General features: G+C 50.4%; 11 protein-coding genes. All 11 read right to left on the reverse strand.

Annotation, left to right across the window (positions count from 1 at the left end; translation table 11 throughout):
• Nucleotides 1–1,112: tyrosine-type recombinase/integrase (locus R7Z77_RS12720; RefSeq protein ID WP_318136692.1), on the reverse strand; the 1,112-nt coding region annotated here is incomplete at its 3' end.
• A gap of 248 nt (nt 1,113–1,360) precedes the next feature.
• Nucleotides 1,361–2,155, reverse strand: a complete 795-nt coding sequence (locus R7Z77_RS12725; RefSeq protein ID WP_318136693.1) for a hypothetical protein — start codon at nt 2,153–2,155, stop codon at nt 1,361–1,363.
• Entirely contained in the window at nt 2,130–2,633 is a 504-nt protein-coding gene (locus R7Z77_RS12730; RefSeq protein WP_318136694.1) for a hypothetical protein, read from the reverse strand. The genes R7Z77_RS12725 and R7Z77_RS12730 overlap by 26 nt, the downstream gene beginning before the upstream one ends.
• Nucleotides 2,626–5,559: a site-specific integrase gene (locus R7Z77_RS12735; protein WP_318136695.1), complete on the reverse strand. Its 2,934-nt coding sequence runs from the start codon at nt 5,557–5,559 to the stop codon at nt 2,626–2,628. Before R7Z77_RS12735 ends, R7Z77_RS12730 begins: the two co-directional genes overlap by 8 nt.
• Complete coding sequence (locus R7Z77_RS12740; protein WP_253644128.1) at nt 5,534–7,180, reverse strand: site-specific integrase; 1,647 nt, start codon at nt 7,178–7,180, stop codon at nt 5,534–5,536. Before R7Z77_RS12740 ends, R7Z77_RS12735 begins: the two co-directional genes overlap by 26 nt.
• A 497-nt stretch (nt 7,181–7,677) precedes the next feature.
• Complete coding sequence (wecA, locus tag R7Z77_RS12745) at nt 7,678–8,760, reverse strand: UDP-N-acetylglucosamine--undecaprenyl-phosphate N-acetylglucosaminephosphotransferase (RefSeq protein ID WP_318136696.1); 1,083 nt, start codon at nt 8,758–8,760, stop codon at nt 7,678–7,680.
• A 551-nt stretch (nt 8,761–9,311) separates the two neighbouring features.
• Nucleotides 9,312–9,899 carry a hypothetical protein gene (locus tag R7Z77_RS12750; protein ID WP_253644126.1) on the reverse strand — a complete coding sequence of 196 codons (588 nt, stop codon included), beginning with the start codon at nt 9,897–9,899 and terminating at the stop codon, nt 9,312–9,314.
• Nucleotides 9,896–11,059, reverse strand: a complete 1,164-nt coding sequence (locus tag R7Z77_RS12755) for a tyrosine-type recombinase/integrase (RefSeq protein ID WP_253644125.1) — start codon at nt 11,057–11,059, stop codon at nt 9,896–9,898. The genes R7Z77_RS12750 and R7Z77_RS12755 overlap by 4 nt, the downstream gene beginning before the upstream one ends.
• Nucleotides 11,060–11,380: 321 nt before the next feature.
• Nucleotides 11,381–12,616 (reverse strand): hypothetical protein, encoded by a 1,236-nt coding sequence (locus tag R7Z77_RS12760; RefSeq protein WP_253644124.1) that lies wholly within the window; start codon nt 12,614–12,616, stop codon nt 11,381–11,383.
• Between the two features lie 10 nt (nt 12,617–12,626).
• Entirely contained in the window at nt 12,627–15,527 is a 2,901-nt protein-coding gene (locus tag R7Z77_RS12765) for a tyrosine-type recombinase/integrase (protein ID WP_253644123.1), read from the reverse strand.
• 2 nt (nt 15,528–15,529) lie between these two features.
• On the reverse strand, nt 15,530–17,155 hold the full coding sequence (locus tag R7Z77_RS12770; RefSeq protein ID WP_318136697.1) for a site-specific integrase: 1,626 nt from the start codon (nt 17,153–17,155) through the stop codon (nt 15,530–15,532).
• Nucleotides 17,156–18,073 lie beyond the last annotated feature (918 nt).

Consider the following 18,073-nt stretch of genomic DNA (forward strand, 5'->3'; position numbering starts at 1 on the left):
ATCAGACTCGGCTGCTTAAGCTTCTTGGTGTTCTGTATGAAGCAGTTTATTCCTAAATTGGCTGCGGAATCTCGGATATAAAGCGGGTTTTCGTGTGCGGCGATATGAAGCACGGCGGCGGTATGTCTGGTTTCATAGGGACGTCGGCGTCTAAGCCCGGCTTTTTCGAGGGTCGGGTACCAAAGGCTTTTGCTCACGAAGTGGGTGTCGAGCGGTTTTCCTTGGTGTGTGAACACAAAGGGGGAGTCATCCGTTTTTTGGGCTTTTAGACGGGTGAATACCTCCAATAGGGTGTCATACATTTTTAGTTCTCGGCGTGATTTCGGGGTTTTGACTTCGCCCAGTTCGCCATTGACCAGGTTCTGACGAACACGAATGAGTCGGTGGTCAAAGTCGATGTGCTCCCAGTGCAGGCCATGAATTTCACAGCTACGGATCCCGGTCCAGAAACGGACAATAAAATAGTCGCGCCATTCAGCAGGCACCGTCACCAGAAAATGCTGAACCTCCTGTAGGGTCATCGGGTGAGAATCGGCTTTTTCTTCTTTGAGCGTTTTATAGCGGCGAAGCGGGTAGGTAAATTGATGCTCATCGGCGGCGAGGCCTAAAATGGAGACCAGCGGCCAAAAGATGCCGTTGATACGTTTATTTGAGAGCTTGCGATTGCCCTTGTCGTCCAGTTGGTTGATGAGAGTTTCTCGAAAGAACTCCACATTCGCTAACGTCACTTCATTTATGAGCGTATTACCAAAGGCGGGAATAAGATAACGGTCGAGGGTGTTGCGCACCGTATTTTGATAGCTGCTTTTCCATTTGCCTTTTTGGCGGTCAAACCATTGATTGGCAAAATCATCGAAAAACGGATAGAGACGGTCAGGGTGTTTTTCTCGTTGCAGCGTTTCAAAGAGGGGCACCTTTTTACTGTCAGGGAAATAGTCGCGGTACTGGAAGGTGTTGAGGTCAATCTCAGCATTCATCTGCTTGAGAAGGGCTTTGGCTTGACTGAGGTTTTTCGGTGTCGCCATCAGCTTCGTACCTTCACGAAAGCGGCGACCGTATAAATGCAGATCGAATTGAATACGCCCGTTTGGGCGAATACGAATGTGCGCCATGCTGGCCTCCATCAGTGTGGGATCCATAAATAGATCTGTCCCTCACCGATGGAATTCGTTAGAATCGTGCCATCGGCTGGGTCGGTTTAAACGTCCTCGCAGCCGGTACGGGGTAGGGAGGTTGCCGCCTTCCTATCCCAACTGCTTATCTGATTTTCGAGTAGTGCGTTTTTAGCCACTATTGGTGAAAATCTCATCAATTACCATATCGGGTGCTGGGTTTTTGTCCAGTACTTTTGCGATAAATGTTAAATGTCGTCATAGCCTACCATGTCAATCTGAGCCGTTTCATCATCCACTTTGCCTTCGAGCTGTGCCTCTAGTTTGTTTTTGGCGTCTAGGACCAGTGAGAGCTTATCGGGTGCGGGGGCGACATCGTCGACGTACGCGTAAGGGTGCTCGCCTTTCACATCATTATAAAAGCCAAGCTTATACACGCTTTCGCTCGCATTTTTGAGTAGCGCAAGCTTGATCTGCTTAGCCGACGTGATGTCCGTTATCCCCACGTTCGCCAGCTCACTTAAATTGATGCGATGCACCATGTCGTGTTTGTGTTTGATGTCTTTGACGTTGAGAAAGGCATTTTCGCCGGTCTCCAGCGTCAGGCCGGCGAGCATCACACGATCTCGACTCACCAGAAGCAGCGCTTCATTGGCTTGTTTCACTAAAGCTATGGCGCGGTAGCTTTTGATTTCTTCTTTAAACCGGTGGATGTCGACCACGAGACGAAACTCGGTGTGATACGCGACCTCTTGCTTTTTTTGATACTCGCGTAGCGACTTGAGTGAACTGGTGAAATAACGCTGACCATCGGAGAAGATCGCACACTCGTCATCGGTATAGATCTGGATCTCGTCAGAGTCCGTGGTTTCACACAGGTGTCTTAACGTATCCACGCTTTCTTTGTTGAGCAGTAAGTTACAATTTGGCACAAATTCCTCGGGCAGCGCATAAGAGTGGATGTTGCCACCACGCTCAATACGAATGCTGGATTTTCCCTTTTCTAGCTCATATGGATCAAATGCGATAAGTGTCAGCGACATCGAGCGTGTTTAATATCTCACGGGTGGGCTCACGATGACCGCTGGACTCTTGAATCGGCTTAAAAAAGGTATCGTGATGACGCGCAAAAAAGTTAAGGTGCGCGTCTAACGCTTCAATTGACTGAATATACAGCCGCGATTTTCGTTCGGTCAGGGTGTCTATTTGCGGCAGGGTGCGATATTGATCGTAGTTTAACTGTATCGTAATGGTCTGCTTTTGCGCTCGTAGCGGACTTTGCAATGCCCAGTATTCTTTAAAGCTGCTGGCATTGAGGCTCCATTGACCAGGTTTGAGTTTCCAGTCGCGCTCTATCGGCAGCGTGATGTATTGAAGCGCATCGAGAAGGCCACCGATCACATAGGCATGAGTTTTATCAATAATAAACGTGAGCAGAGCCGTAGAGTCCCTTTTGGCTATGGGAGCAAGGAGATGCTGGACATTCTCATGGTGCTTTGGGTCGATAGATAAACTAGGCATAGACGGCATCCTTTTGTTTGTTGTGCGTGAGGTGATCGAAATAGGTTTGCAGTGAGTCTTGTAAGTCCTGCGCTGGCACACGCGTGTGAACCGTAATAACCAGACGAGTATCGCCGGCCGGCACAATGAGGCGTTTGACCCGATCGTGTGGGCGCGCAAACTCAGCGTTGAGCTTGTCTAGCTTCGGGCTGCGTGCTTTTTGTTTGCGATTTTGATATAGCGTGAGTTCGGCGTTGCAGCGCTGAAGTGGGCCGTGATGGAACAAGGCCAGGTAGGCCTTGCGCGTTTTGTCATTGCAGCGACAGTCAAAGGACAGCGTCAAATACGCTTGACCATCTGGCGCTTTTGTCGCGCCTACCGTGGCGCGGCCCAGAGCGCGAAGCTGCGTTCTGGCTTTTCGGTCAAATCGAAACACGTCACCTCGCGCCATCGCGAGCCATTGTTCACTGAGCGTGAGGAACGCGACCGGTTGTCCTGGACGTAACGAGAGCGAGCGCTTGGTGAAGGGTGAAAACGGGGTAAGGGCGTGGGATTGCGCATCAAGTGTGCTGAGCCACGCTTTGATCAGCGTATTCTCATCCCAGCACGGCGGCTTAGGTAACGCCGCGTTGCGATAAGTGGCGATGTCCTGGCTAAGGGCTTTGGCCTGGCGCGTCGTCGAGTCACAAACCAGCGTAATGAGTTGCGCGTCACGCAGCGAGAGCGAACACCGCTTTTTTTGCTCATTGGTCATCAGCGCGTAATTGGGCTCGAGCGTATTCAATACGCGCGAGATATCGTTAGAACCCGGTGACATGCCGAGCAGATAGCGAAGTTCGTCACGGTGATACACTCGCCTGTGGGGAGAGATGAGCAGCCCCACCTTGACCATGTCATGCAGGTAGTGCTTTCGAGTCGTGCTGTAGTAAGTATGACCGATTTCATCGCCAATAACGTCCAGTAAAATGCCATCATTGACGTCATCAAAGGCGCGTCCCTCCAGCCAAAAATCGAAGCGGGCCTGGCATGCCTGTGGGGTGAGCAGGCTCAGCGTGGTGGATTCAAGAATGCCTTGAAGGTGCTCACCGCTTCGTTGGTAGGCAAGATGCAGCCCTTGCAGGTAGAGAAGCTCGGCGCCGCTGTGCCTTAAATGGTGAAAACGGATCTGTGGGCCAAAGTGCGCTTTAAGCCGCTGGCTGACAGGGTAAAGGTAATAGTGATCTCGCTGCGCGAAGCTTTCCCCTACATAACCGAGCAGCGGCGTGTCGGGAGGGCACTGCGCTTTGAGCTTAATGACGGCGCGTATCAGTTTGGCACAGACCTCAGGTAGGTAGGCGTGCGTGATGCGCGTTTTATTGCCTTTGGGTGCCCCTTCCTTGGTTCGAGTGATGATGAGCTCAAAGCGCTGTTTGTCATGCTCATGATAGCTGATGTCACCAAGGCGAAGTCTTAGCATTTCTCCCCGTCGCAGCATCGCATAGTAACCCAGTAAAACGGCAGTGGCGGAAAACAGGCCATCAAGAGCGCCGCTTTGATCGTCACGGAGCAGCGCCATAGCCACGTCGTGCACCTCTTGGGCACTGAGGCGAAAAGGATCGACTTGGCTTGGCAGTGTCGGGCGCTCAAACTGCGACAGATCAAGGTGGTCGGTGAACTCAATGTGTGTCATGAAACGTAAAAAATTGAAGAGATGCCAAGGGGTCGTCTTGTCCGTTATCCGTTCAAATTGATCACGAGCCCAGCGAGGCAGTGCTTCAGGATCGCTGGCGTCTTTGAGTGACAAAGGCGAAAGCTGCGAATAAAAGTTGGTATAACGGTCGATGGTGTCGGCCCCAAGCGTCTTTTTGATGACGCCGCCTTCACGATGCAATGAGTCCGCAAAATGATAAAAAAACCATGGCAGGACATTGTCACTGCCCAGTGTGGGCGGCAATCGGTTTTTCTTGCTTTGCTGCTTTAAGGCACGAATAAGCGCTTTGTGTGGCCATGAACGGGAAGGGGAAGTAGGGGAGCTGGCTTTGCCCTCTGAAGGCGTTGATAGGAGGGGAACCCGCGCGCTGGGGGACGGCGTTGAGGCCTTTGTGGACGCACGTGCCTGCCTTTGATGCGCACACTCAAGTGTCGCGACGTGACGCTCAGGATCGCTAAAATCACGCAAAAGAGGCACGGGAAGGGCGTGATGGTGATACCAGATGGCCTGAAAGAGTTTATGCCAGTCTTGGTCTGATCTTGGCGGCATGCAATAGGGCACGCCTTCGCACCAGGCATTGAGCGCACGCGTGAGGCTTGTCGTCGTAAGGTGTTTAAAGGGAGGGTGAAGATAAAAGGATAGTAAGACTTTGTAGGCAACGAGGCTCAGTGGATAGCGCGTAAAGCTCGGTTGCTCTTTGCTGGTAAAGTTGGCCAGTGCTTGCGTGTGTTCCACGGTGAGTGTCATGCGGCCTTCAAACCATTCAATGGACTCGGGAGAGGTTAAGATGCGCTGCCAATATAGTAGGGGCAGTGGCGCCACCTCAATGTTAAGTACAAGCAAAAGCCAGCCCATTTCCTCCCAGCGCTCACGCACAAAAGAGTCTCGCTGCGCGTGATAGGCGTGCAGGAGCGAACTGGCGGCCGCGCTTTGTTTGAGAATGGAGAGCAGCCATTGCTGCTGGGTATCCTTAAAGACGGGCGTTTGTACGGCCGGTAGCTCCCACTCACAACGCTCTTTGAGATAATGCAGGGTTTGATCGAGCGCTGCCTTGAGGTGGCGCTGAAGACCGGTGACAAATTGACGGATACGAGTATTGAGAGCGTTAAGCTGCGGCACGCTGAGCGCACGCGTGGGTAATTCAAACGCTTCAATCTGTTCACATACCCAGCAAAGATCCGCTTTTGCGGCGCATGGCAACCCCAAATTATCATGGAACTCGGTAATCGCGTCAGCGCGCAGCGTGGTGTGTGACATCGTACTCCTCCATCGGCTCAGATAGGTGCAAAAAATCGGGTAGCTTATCGAGAAAGCGGTGCAGCTTGCGCTGCTTGGCGGGAAACAGCACATCGCTGCCGAGCTGCTCGCCGAAATTTGCATGCCCCATGAGCCTATCGATGTCTCCGGCGGTTAATACAGGATCAAGCGAGTTCAGTGCATGCTGGGCAAAAAAATGGCGAAGCTGATAAGGCACGACACGCTCGCTCGGGTTCACGCTCTGCCACGTTGAACTCATAAACTGGCGAAGTGATTGGGCATTGAGGTGCGCAATGCTCATCGCCTCGGTCACGGTAAGCCAAAGGTAGGGGCTCTCCAACACAATCCCCGTCATGTCGGCCAGCTGGCGCTGTAGGCTGAGATAACGACGGAGGGTACGTTCAAAGGCGGGGCATAAATACAAGGTTCGATAAATGCCTTTATCGAACACCAGCGCTGAACGCCGATCAAAACACAGCGCTTTCTCAAGCGAAATCGCGTGGGTGGGCCGAGTCCCTGTGAGCGTGATCAGTAGCAGCGCCAGTTCATAAGCGCGGAAGTTGTGAAGCTCACGCAGTGAGGCGGTGGTGTGTCTTTTTTTCTCCAGTGCTCGGCCTTGGTTGGCAAGTCGGGCGAAAAATTGGCGAACGTCATTAACCAAAAGCTGTCGAGTCGATCCAATCGGCTGAGCCGGTATCGGAAGATACTCGCGCGTCGAATCAGTGATCGCGTAGCGAAAGGCAACAATCTCTCCGGGCGTGGCCAAATAGGCAGGAACCGATGACTGGGCTTTGACCAGCGGCGCATCGTTGCCGGTGACGGGCTCGGGCGCGCAAAACAGCGCCAGTAAGTCACTCGGCATGGCTTGGTGTAGCCGAGAAAGATAGCGACCTTGGGCATGAAAAAGCTCATAACGAACGGCGTTGGTATTACTGCTCTGATAAGCGGGCGCGCTATTATGATGCGGCGACTTGTCCTGAAGTGCGCTGTATTTGGTGCACACAGACACGTGCGGATCGCGATGCAGCATTGAGTCAATATAGTGATAAAAATGATCGCGCCGCATCATGTCGTACCCCTTTAAGGCAACGGGCGTGCGCCATTTTGTCTGAAGAAATCTCAAGAACGCGCGTTTTTCATCCTCACTCATGTGCCACGCCTGGCTGTTCGCCTTGGTGTGGGCGAGGGCACCCACGAACCAGTGATTGAGACCGTTTGGGATGGGCTGCCAGCGCCATTCGGTGCCTTGCGGTGTGCGATGGGGCATCGCGTATTCTACCCAGCTGGGCGCGGTTTTTCGTATCTTTCTCAGGCGATACGCGTCGCAATCGTCACGGCCACTGACTAAGCGAAGATCGGGGATATCTTCAATCGAGTGGCAATGAGGCAAGCGATTGATCAGCCACAGGTAGAGAAAGAGCAGCAGCGCTCTGTCCAGCGGAGAGATTTTCTCGGTATTGGTCAGGTTGGCATCAAGGTGGGGGGCAACCTGAACGGAGAATCGCTGCTTGAGACGTATAATGGCGGCCAGCAGCTTTAAGGCGTGACGTTTCGCATTCGGGGCGACCCCTCCTGCGTTTCGTTTTCGCTCCGCTTTTTTTCGTTGCTCTGAGTCTCTCATCGATTGCCTCTTGTTGTCCAATACCAAGCCTGTTGCGTCCAGAGTCCAAAAGGAGGAGAAAGCGTCTCACATCGTCACGCGGTGCTTTTGGGCCACTGGTATGTTTAGAGGACTGTTTGATTCTATATATGGTGTGTTATTTGTCTTTCGAGCTCAATATGTTGGGTTTTATTATAGGCGCATTGGTGGGTTTTTCGTCAAGGGAGGAACGGGGGATAATTGTATAGGTAATGTGCGATTGATCTCATATGTGAGTAAAAGTGGCTTCAATATTGAGAGATTGTGGCAAAAAAAGGTGGGCTGGGCGCTTTCCTTTGCTGGGGACGTTAGGAGCATAGAGAGATCGCCAGGAGGCCCCCGATTTGAGGGCGGCGCATCTGTCTCAAACGCTGCGATTGGCGGACAATTGTGTCTCACCCTAAAACAAGGGGCGGGCTAACCCACTTATGTAGCGAGGTTTTTGGGCGGAGCGCGCCGGGCTTCTAAGCGGGGCGGCACTATTTTGCAAAAGAAGTATCGTTTACGCGGGTGTCCTTTCCTAACTTAGCACGGATAAAGCGAGTTATTTTCCAGATATACGCCAAGACAACAGAGTAAACTATAAAGCAGGCAATAAATAGCATAAACATTATTACTTCAGGAATGTTTGTTGCCTCACCATAAATTCCGAATGACGCATACATTGCGGCGATCAAACATATAGCAACTAGCGTTTGTCTTGGGCCTAAGCCTAAACGCTGGAAAATGTGATGCAAATGTTCTCTGTCCGGTTTAAATGGGGAATCGCCTCTTCTAACTCGGCGAATCATAATTGCTGCCATGTCCATTAATGGTACTGCAATAAGCCAAAGTGCAGTTACTGGGCGCATAAGTGAAGTGCCTTCCGTTTGGCTTACTCCTAAAAGTAACCAAATGACAGTAAAGCCAATCATCATACTACCGGCGTCTCCCATAAATACCTTACGCTCTCGTCCCAGTACTCCCAAGTTCATAAAGATATAAGGCAGCATCGCTACAATAATGACAACGCATAGGTAAGCTAAACCGTGCTGACTGTCTACTTGTAGCAAGAGTGCAATGGCACCAAAAGTTACGATAGATAGTCCACCCAACAAGCCATCAATACCATCCACCATGTTAAACGCATTAATCGCTCCAATGACAGCCAGAATGGTAACTAATGTCCCCCCCAAACCTAATGATATCTCACCGATTCCGAACAAATTGCCTAAGCTATGTAGCTCAATATCAGCAACTTTCATCATTATAATCGATAAAATGGCTTGAACTCCCATACGAACTTTAAAGCTCAAATCTATTTTATCGTCAACGGCACCGACAAAAGTAAGGACAGCAATACATAACAAGAACAGCCAGCTATGTTCGATTGCTTCAGGCCTAAAAGTTAAGTACTGCGCCAGCACTAGGCAAATGGAAATCCCACCTACCAAAGGAATTGCACCATCATGCAGTTTTCTGGCATTTGGTTTGTCTACAAGACCAATTCTTTTTGCTATTTTTCGCATCAAGAATAGAGTTGTAAATGAAGAAAAAAAGATAAAACTAAGCTCGAGGAACATAATTTAGCCAACGGTTATTTTCATTATATCGACTAATTTTAGCTCAAATTCTATAACTCCAAAAGCTCGATTTGAAGTATCTATCTAATTATCTTATTCAGTAGGGGTTAGGAGTGATAAGTTGCCAATATTCAATTTTTGTTGTTATGGGAAAAGTGTATGAACGAATAGACGAAGAAAATCGCAATTTTGGGAAACAGCGATGTTTACATACGTGACCTGTGGCAAAGGCTAGTTAAAATGCAACATCAATACGAGGGCTCCCATGTGGGAGCCCTCGTCGTTGTTTGCCCAGCAAAGCTACACCCACCCTCCATTTGAAAGAAAGTGGAGTCATAGTGACCAAAGGAAAGGTAATCCGAATGGCAAGGGCGTCACTGGCTAATAGTCAGAATGCCAAATCCTGCAATGAAAGTTACCAACAATGTTGAAAACAACAAACTGTTCCCACAAAGCGCACAACACATGATCCTAAGATTAGCATAGTGCCTCCAATCGAGGTGATATGGAGTATGCATGAGCCGTATACGAGACCCATACGTACGGTCCTGTTAGAGGGATGTAGTCCAGGGCAAGGGTAATTGTAAATATTGAAATTGCCCGACATGAAAACAAAGGGGTACGCTGTTTTGAATATAACAAAAGCTCTGCTTTTGGTTTGACAATTCAACAAGCACCATATCATGGGTATACCCAATTTGCGATTTAGGCTCTATGAGCTTGTGGTGTATGGCAAAGCATAACGCCCGAGACAGACTGAAATGACGATCCCAAATTTCGATGATATCCACTTGATTATTCGCATATTGGATCGCAGAGTAATATTTGACGAGCGGAAGCTCAGGGTATTTTAGGTGCAGTTCGACATCCTCACACATGATAGGCACGTTCTCAACAACCAAAGCATGATGACGATCCAGTGCACGTTGACAATCGGGCTTGTACCTGAGTGTTTGATAGAAATGGTTCGCTAGCCTCTCAATCGCCTGTTGGTGTGCGAGTGCTTGAGGTATCCCAGTTGCCTTTAAATGTACATAAACTTTAGGGTTCTGCCCCCCGAGCGCAAAAGCGGCGATTTGTTGGTGTTGTGTGAGGCTTTTCAGAAAATGCTCGGGTTTCTCAAAGGTGAGGATCGTCATTGTGCGCCTCCTGACATCATGGCAGTGAACGCTTGCCCATCAATACGAGAAGCGTTAGCGACATAAGGCGCATACACGTCGAACAAGAGTTGAGTATCACTGTGCCCAAGCATATGAGAGATATAAAGTGGGTTCTCATGAGCAGCAATATGGAGCACGGCAGCTGTGTGTCGGGTTTCGTAGGCGCGGCGCTTTTTAAGCCCCGCTTTGCCAAGCGTTGGATGCCAAATTTTTTTACTCACCCAGTGGGTGTCTAAGCCCTGGCCTTTCCTATTGGTGAACACAAACGTATCACTGGTATAAGGGCTGTTTTTTTGGCGTAGGAACAGCTCATAAAGCGTATCGTTCATGACTAAATCACGTCGGGATTTCGGCGTTTTCACATCACATACAGCCCCATTGACCAGATTTTGTCGTATTCGGATCAGACGGTGATCAAAATCAATGTGCTCCCAGCACAGTCCGTGTACTTCACAGCTTCGCATGCCTGTCCAAAATCGTAGCTGGAAATAATCTCGCCAGTGCGCATCCACACACGCCAGAAAGTGGTGCACTTCTTCAGCGGTCAGCGGTTTGGACTCGGCCTTCTCTTCTCGAAGCGATTTATAACGGCGAAAGGGGTAATCAAATTTGAGCTCTTCGGCGGCCAAACTGACGATGGCAATCAATGGCCAGAGAATATTGTTAATGCGTTTGTTGGTCAGTTTTCTTGAGCCACCGCTTTTGGTGCACTCTTTCAAAAACTGACGAAAGAAATCCACTTGAGACAGGCTGATTTCGGATACCAGTGTGTTACCAAACTCAGGGAGGAGGTAGCATTCTAAGGTGTTCCAGACCACACGTTGATAACTGGGTTTCCAGTTGGCCTTTTGGCGCTCATACCACTGCTTGGCGTAGACATCAAAAAAAGGATAAAGGTGATCGGGGCATTTGGCGCGTTGCAGCGCCTCAAAAGTGGCGACTTTTTTGCTGTGCGGAAAATAATCGCGGTACTGAAATGTCCCTAAATCGATTTCCGCGTTCATTTGTTTCAGGGTCGCCTGCGCGATCTTGAGGTTTTTTGGGGTGGCCATCTGCTTAGTGCCTTCACGAAAACGCTGTCCGTACAAGTGCAGATCGAATTGAATGCGCCCGTTAGGGCGGATGCGAATATGAGCCATAGTGGTCTCCATCGGTGTCAGATCGCTAAATAGATCTGTCCCTCACCGATGGAATTCGCTAGAATCGTGCCATCGGCTGGGGTGGGTTAAACGCTGCGCAGCCGGTACGGGGTAGGGAGGTTGCCGCCTTCCTATCCCAACTGCTTGTCTTTCTCTCTTCGAAATCCCGAGAAACCTCGGCACCTCTCAAGTCTTCAGTCCAATAAAAGGAAATTGAAATCAATCCCCCTTTATTGGATGAAAGGTCACTTAATACTATAGTTGCAGCTGGATGTTTGTCCAGTGTTTGCGCCCCATTATTTTTCATCAGGTACAAAACGGTCAAACATCATCAAAGCCGATCATATCGGCTTGCTTGCCAGAGAGATCCTGCTCAAGCTCTTTTTCGGCCTCAATACGCTGCTTCAGTTCAGCCAGTTTTGAGGTCGCCAATTCCAACGGCACGCTAACATAGGGGTGTTCTTTGTCTTTATCATTATGAAACCCCAACTTTCGCTCACCATGCGTATTTTTCAACACAGTCAGCTTGATTGCCTTTGCACCGGTAATATCTTTAATTTTTACTTTAGTGATGGCATTGAGGTTCACGGCATAAACGTGTGGGTGGGTGACGCTAATATCCGCTGTGTGCAGACGCATAACGCTGCCCGCACTTGAGAGTGCGCCTAGATAAACGTTCTCAGAAGCAATATAAAGAAGCGCCTGATTAGCCTTACTTACTTCTTCAATGTTTTTAAAGTCTTGAAGCTCCTTTTTGAACTCAAAGATATTGATCACTATTTTTGCTTCCAGCTCGTAGTGTTGTTGCTGTTTCTCACGATAGGCGCGCAGTGGTGCCAGTGAGTGGCTCAGCGTCGTGATCCCATCGCTAAAAATGGCTTGTTCATCATCTAAATACATCGACAGCGTCGGTTTGTGGGTCGAGTGGGCCAAATACGCCATTGATGCCATGGCCTCGGGGGTTAACGTCATATTGAAGTCCACGTCTAACGTGTCAGGCAGTGGAAAAGGCAAGATGTCATTGTCACGTTCAATGCGTACCATACGGTCTTCTTTACTGAGTTCAAACACTTGATAGGGCACATAGGTTTCAGCGGTGTTGAGGATTGCAATGGCTTGGTCCGTTTTTAAGGTACGCGTGGATTTGGTGTTGATGGCGTTATAAAACGCGAGGTGGTGCTCACACGCAGGTTGCGACTCGGCATAGCGAAACGAGTTCAGGTCAGTGATCCCCTCGAGCGTCAGGTGGGAGGGAGTGCGTGTATCTATGACCTTGAGTGTGATGGGCTCTTTTTTCTGCAATTTTGTTGCTTGTCCTTGCCAGTATTGGCGAAAGGCGGTCGCGCTGAACGACCAGAAGCCTGCGGGAAGTTCCGGATTGTCTTCTTTGGGGATCGTGACTTGGCAGAGATCACTGCTCGGTCCGCCAATCATCGAAATGTCAGCATGATGGCTGATCACCAGCGTAATAAAGGGGTTGGGATCGCCATGTCTGATGCGTTGAGTGAAGTGTGTGATGCTTTCATGGGTTTCAGGTTGGAAAGTTAATGTTTTCATGCGGCTATCCTTATAAGTTTGGTTGAGTATGACGTGTCCACCACTGGCGAAATTCATGTCGCGCAGCGAGTGGGAGATTGGGCACAGATAACGTCAAAGTGAGGTAGGTTTTCCCTGTGTTGTGGATGCGTTTTTCTGCCGTGTCGCCGGAGTTAAGTAGCTGATGTTGGATGAACGCCCACTTTTTACTGTCCAGGCGTTTTCGGTTTTGATGAAGCGTCATATGGAGCGGAGCATCAATACCGATTGAACGAAGCGCATTCAGCGCTTTTTGTGTTTTCTGATTACACGGACTTTCAAAGATGAAGGTGTGCGCCTGTGTCAGCATTAAAGGCCCCAGTGTTTTGAGCGCGGAGAGGGCGGTTTTCTCGATGAGAAACGGTTTGTGCTGTCCGAATGTTTGCCACACCTTGCTAATGGCGGCAAACGTCTGTTGGCCAGTGTGCAACATGTGCAGGCAAGCCTGAGTCTGCCACATAAATTCGGCATGCTGCGGATTGGCGCAACGTAATGCTTGTTGCTCAGTGGTGTGATTCCATAGGGTTATCCAATCGTTATCATTGAACTGCGTGTCGGTGTTAGGGTGAGGCATGGAGACCCTGCTGACATTCAGCCGTCCCATCAATAATCCGTTGAGTTGCTCATGAGTCAGTATTGGGTGATACGACTTTTTCTCTGGTACCGAGAGGGTGGCATATTCAGGCACCAATGATGTGAGGATGCGGGAAACATCATTGGAGAGGGGGGACAGACCTAAGATATAGCGCAGCTCAGCACGACTATAGCGGCGCTGTTGAGGCACAAAAAATGGGGTGACCCACTCCATGCCATGCAGATAATGCAGTCGGGTCGTTGCATAATATTGGTGTCCCAACTGGCGACCAATTTCATCAAACAGCAGCGCATTATTCACTTGCCCAAATTCTCGGCCTTGTAACCAGTATTGAAATCTGGCGTTCACCATGGACTCTGCGAGCAAATGGGTGGTAATGGACTGCTCAACGCCTTTCATCGAGGCTTCGCTGAAACGTCCACATGCAAGGTGAAGCCCTTGGCGATAGAGTAGTGTGGCCCCTGCATGGCGCAAGTGATGAAATCGGGCGCGTTTACCAAACCGTGCTTTGAGGGCTTTGGATATCGGCTTAAGGTAATGGCGTTCACGAGAACTTTTGCTTTCACCAATGAAACCAAGAAAGGGCGTTTTGGGCTGACAGGTTTGCTTGAGTGACATCACCAATCGAATGAGCTTGGCCGCGGCCTCGGGGAGCACCATGTACACCCAACGAGGTTTCCCCCCTTTGGGACCTCCTTCGCTGGTACGGGTGATCCGAACATCAAAATGGGCCCCTTTGCTGGTAGTACAGCGAATATCTTTCATCCTGAGCCGCAGGACTTCGCCTCGCCGTAAGCCACCATAATAACCGAGTAACGTGGCCACACTGCTGAATAGCCGTTGCAATGGAGAGCCGCCGCCAGACAACAGGGTTGTCGTCAGACTGTGAACGTCCTCTGCGCCCAGCGACAACGCATCCACTTTTGTTGGCCGAACTGGTTTGTCAAAGACTCGAAGATCCAGCTCAGAGGTGAGCGCCTGCTGGGTCAAAAATCGGAAAAAGCGATACATAAACCATTGGGATTGCTCGTCTCGTAATGCGCCATATACGGTGTTCGCCCACGCCTGAAGCGTATTTTTTTGCGTGGCAACCTCATAGGAGAGCGGGTGTGAGACAAGGTCTGTGGCCACATTGGCATAGCGTGTAATGCTGCTCGCCGCCAGGGTGCCTTTTTTTACGCCGCCCAGTCGGTGCAGCTCTTCTACATAGTCATACACCAGTCGAGGCAGAAGGTTGTGGCGATCGAATGGCGGCTGGGCGGGCCTCGTTGCGCGGCGGCCGTCAATGAATTTAAGCAGCGTCTTATGTGGCCAATGTCGAAATGATCGCTTGGCTCGATGTTCCCCCTCCATCTCGTTTGAACACAGATCGTGCTCAGCAAAGATGTGCTCCATTTGCTGACGATTCAATGCGGCAATGCCATGGGATCTGGGGCTGACATGGCGCAGCGGATCGGAAAAGTCGTTGAGCACTTCTGGGGGTAAGCGGTAGCGATGGAGCCATAACGCTTGTAAAGCTCGATGCCAGTTGAGGGCACTCAGTGGACGTTGGTCAGGATAGTAACCAACCAGCCACTGGTTTAAGGCGTCGAGCAGTTTCTTCTCTTTGTGTTCTGTGGTGTTGAGTGGTGCGTGTGTCTGCCAGTGGGTAAAAGCTCTCGCTGCCAATGGGGGGATGGCGTAGCGCGTAAAACTTACCGGTTCATCATCGTCAAAATAGGACAGCTTTTTGGGGTGCGTAATTCTGATGGTCAGCATGCCGTCCACCCACTCCAGTGGTTCTGGGTCCATAAGACGCTCGCCCCAATAGTGTAAGGGAAGCGGTGCCACGTCCATCATTAATGTGATCGCTACCCAAGCAACGTTAATGTCTGAGCGCTGCATGACGTGCAATGGCAGCGCTTGGCAATATGCACGATAGATGAGGTGGGCGATTTCACTGTGTTGATAAATCGCCACCATTGAATTGTGTTGGTGGTCAATAAACTGCTTTGTTTTGGTTTCGGGTAGACGCCAACCACAAAGCTGCTGGAGATACAGTAAGACTTCATCTCTCGCTTGCTTAAGCACGCTTTGCCTCCCCGAGGGGATGAGGTGAATGTCGTGATTCATTGCGGCTAACTCAGACTGTTCAAGTACTCTGGTGTGCGTGCTGTATGTGTCTATTTTGTTTAAGATCTCACTGAGCTCGTCTAATGGTGCGTGGTTGAGCGATTGCTGCGCGTAAAATTGCGCGACCGTGTGCGTCTCTGAATGTAGCGGCTTTGCGCCGGTGTGCTTTAAAGCGGGATGGGCCATGTTCAATTCTCCTGTTGTGCCATCGATGAGCCAGAGTCAAGCTGCAACGCCTGAGCCCACTGCGCCAGATGATGGCTAAGTACGTGATGAACCGCAGAGAAACTGTAGTGATCACCCAAATGCTCGCCAACGTTGCTGTGTCCCATCAGGCTATCCACTTGCTGCGTGGTCAGTCTTGGGTTGGTGGCCAATAGCGCGTGCTGTGCAAAGGAGTGGCGCAGCTGGTAGGGAACGACCGATTTGGCCGCGGTCATTGACGGGGTTTGGGCAAAGCACGCCTGCCAGTGTTGCACCATAAACTGACGCAGTTGTTTGGCGCGGCAAGGTTGAGTGCAGTTGGCGTCATTAATCCAATACCAGAGCAGTCGATTGGCGTTGGACGACGTCGGCTCAAGGGCGTCTAGGGTGCGACGCTGCAGCACTTGGTATTGCTGAATTTTCTCTTTAAGGTGATCACACAGCTCAATACTGCGATAACGCCCCTTGTCTTTGATCAGCGCAAAGCGCAGATCAAAACAGTGTTGGCGTTCGATGGAGATGTGGTGGGTCGGGCGTGTGCCCGTCAGCAGAACGAAGAGCAGTGACAGCTCCAATGCTTTTGCATTGTGGTAATGTCGCAGCGCTTCGTCATCGTGACGGTTCAACGGGGCGAGCGATGCCACTTGTGTGTGTAGGTAGTGAAAAAACACGTTGAGATCGGACATCGCCAGCGCTTTATGAGAGCCAAAATAGGTCGCGGGGATCTCGATATAAGTGCGCGTCCCCTCGGTGATTTCCATGTGATAGGCACAGATCGCACCCGTTTGCTGTAGGTAGGCCGGTAATGTCATCGTCTGACTCAATAGTGGGTGTGCGGAGTGCCGGCCTGGGGTGGTTAATTCACAATACGGGCTAAGTTGGTTTTCATTGATGGCACTGGCCAAACGGCCTAAATATCGATTGTGCGCGCAAAAAATCTCATAACGAATGTGATTGCTGCTCAGTTTTTGATAGGCAATCGCACTGCCATGGTGTGCCTGGCCGATCAATATGGTTTTGGCCGGGGTGGATAAAAACGGGTCGATGCTGGCTTCGTGAGATAAGTACGAGAATAAGCGGTCTTTGCGCAGCATGTGGTGGTGGCGAAGGGGGGCTGGAGCCCGCCACTTTCGCCCCTTGAGTGTCCCAAACAGTGCTTGTTTTTGCTCTTGGGTTAATGCCAAGTCATCGTCATGGTGAGTCAGCCAATAACTAAACAGGGGATTGAGCGCGCTTGGGAACGGTTGCCAGAGGTATTGCGTGCCGGCCTGACAGGGATAGGCAACGGCGTACTCGATCCACGAAATGCCATTTGTTCGAATTCGGCGCAGGCAATGCGCATGGCAGTCAGCGGCCGCAGTGACTAATTCCAGCGTTGGAATATCTTTTGCATCCGTTAACCCTTCGAGGCTGCCTGTGATCCATAGGTAGAGAAAGTACAGGTGGAACAGGGTCAATTCGGTGCTTGAATGAGGGCGTTTGCCTCGCGCTTTGGGGCGAAGTTCATTCATCGCGGTGGCCAGTGTCAGGCTCGCGCGATAGGCGTCAATTGGCACGCCGCCTGAATTGGCGGCCCGATGACGTTTTTTTTCATGTTGTTGATATGACATATCGGTTCCTTAATGACAAAAAGGCGATCGAAACCCATACGCGGACGGACATTGCGACAGGCAATGCGAAGCCTCGCGAAAGGCGATCAAAAAATACAGTCGTAGTGTGAGTGAGGAACGCTATCGTCTGCCGTCAAAGGCGGCAGCTCAGTTCCGAGTTCGAGCGTGTGTTGTGAAGTGAAGGGTTCACAAGTGCCCGGATCGCTTGCAGACCGCCATCTTATGAGGCGGCTGAAGGTTCAAGTTTTCATCAACTTGATTAGAGTTAGGTTCAGCGGCATTGGCGCTGAATTCGTTGAGTCGAAACCTCAATTTCTTGAAGCCTCTGTAGGCCGTGAGCGCGAGCTGTTAGGCGTTTCTGTTGGCAAGCGCCAAAGAATTGGCGTTTTCATTGACTGTCATTCCATAGGCGCAGCACACCGTTCAACATCTATGTTGCGGCTGACCTTTAGGACGACAATCCGAATTTAATGATTTCATGCCCCCACTCGTGCCAAGACGGCGTTCAGCGTCGAAAACGCCGACCTGAATAGGCAAGGGGGTGGGTTGATATCGTCTCCGACGTGGCACCGTTCTTGTGAGAGAACGTCGCAAGAGTGCGGATCACGATTCATTATTTATTCATTGATGAAAACGACATGACGCGACCATCGTCCTCCTGGAGCCTGGACTCCCCTCCGACTTGGTATGCCATGAGCATAATCACCAAGTGCTGACGGCTCTGTTTGATCACTCAAACCGCCACCGACAACAAGTTTTAGCCTGATAGCAGGCTTTATTTTTTTAGGGTGGCAGTTAATGCCAGCCGTTTTGTTTTGAGGGCGGCAGTTAATGCCAGCCATTTTGTTTTTTAGGGCGGCAGTTAATGCCAGCCATTTTGTTTTTTAGGGCGGCAGTTAATGCCAGCCGTTTTGTTTT

It is taken from the genome of Vibrio sp. 1401 (genome assembly GCF_033340295.1).

Coding starts and splice junctions, on each gene's coding strand:
- R7Z77_RS12770 (WP_318136697.1), bottom strand. CDS start 17,155: ATGTCATATCAACAACATGAAAAAAAACGTCATCGGGCCGCCAATTCA.
- R7Z77_RS12755 (WP_253644125.1), bottom strand. CDS start 11,059: ATGGCTCATATTCGCATCCGCCCTAACGGGCGCATTCAATTCGATCTG.
- R7Z77_RS12735 (WP_318136695.1), bottom strand. CDS start 5,559: ATGTCACACACCACGCTGCGCGCTGACGCGATTACCGAGTTCCATGAT.
- R7Z77_RS12740 (WP_253644128.1), bottom strand. CDS start 7,180: ATGAGAGACTCAGAGCAACGAAAAAAAGCGGAGCGAAAACGAAACGCA.
- R7Z77_RS12765 (WP_253644123.1), bottom strand. CDS start 15,527: ATGGCCCATCCCGCTTTAAAGCACACCGGCGCAAAGCCGCTACATTCA.
- R7Z77_RS12750 (WP_253644126.1), bottom strand. CDS start 9,899: ATGACGATCCTCACCTTTGAGAAACCCGAGCATTTTCTGAAAAGCCTC.
- wecA (WP_318136696.1), bottom strand. CDS start 8,760: ATGTTCCTCGAGCTTAGTTTTATCTTTTTTTCTTCATTTACAACTCTA.
- R7Z77_RS12725 (WP_318136693.1), bottom strand. CDS start 2,155: ATGTCGCTGACACTTATCGCATTTGATCCATATGAGCTAGAAAAGGGA.
- R7Z77_RS12730 (WP_318136694.1), bottom strand. CDS start 2,633: ATGCCTAGTTTATCTATCGACCCAAAGCACCATGAGAATGTCCAGCAT.
- R7Z77_RS12760 (WP_253644124.1), bottom strand. CDS start 12,616: ATGAAAACATTAACTTTCCAACCTGAAACCCATGAAAGCATCACACAC.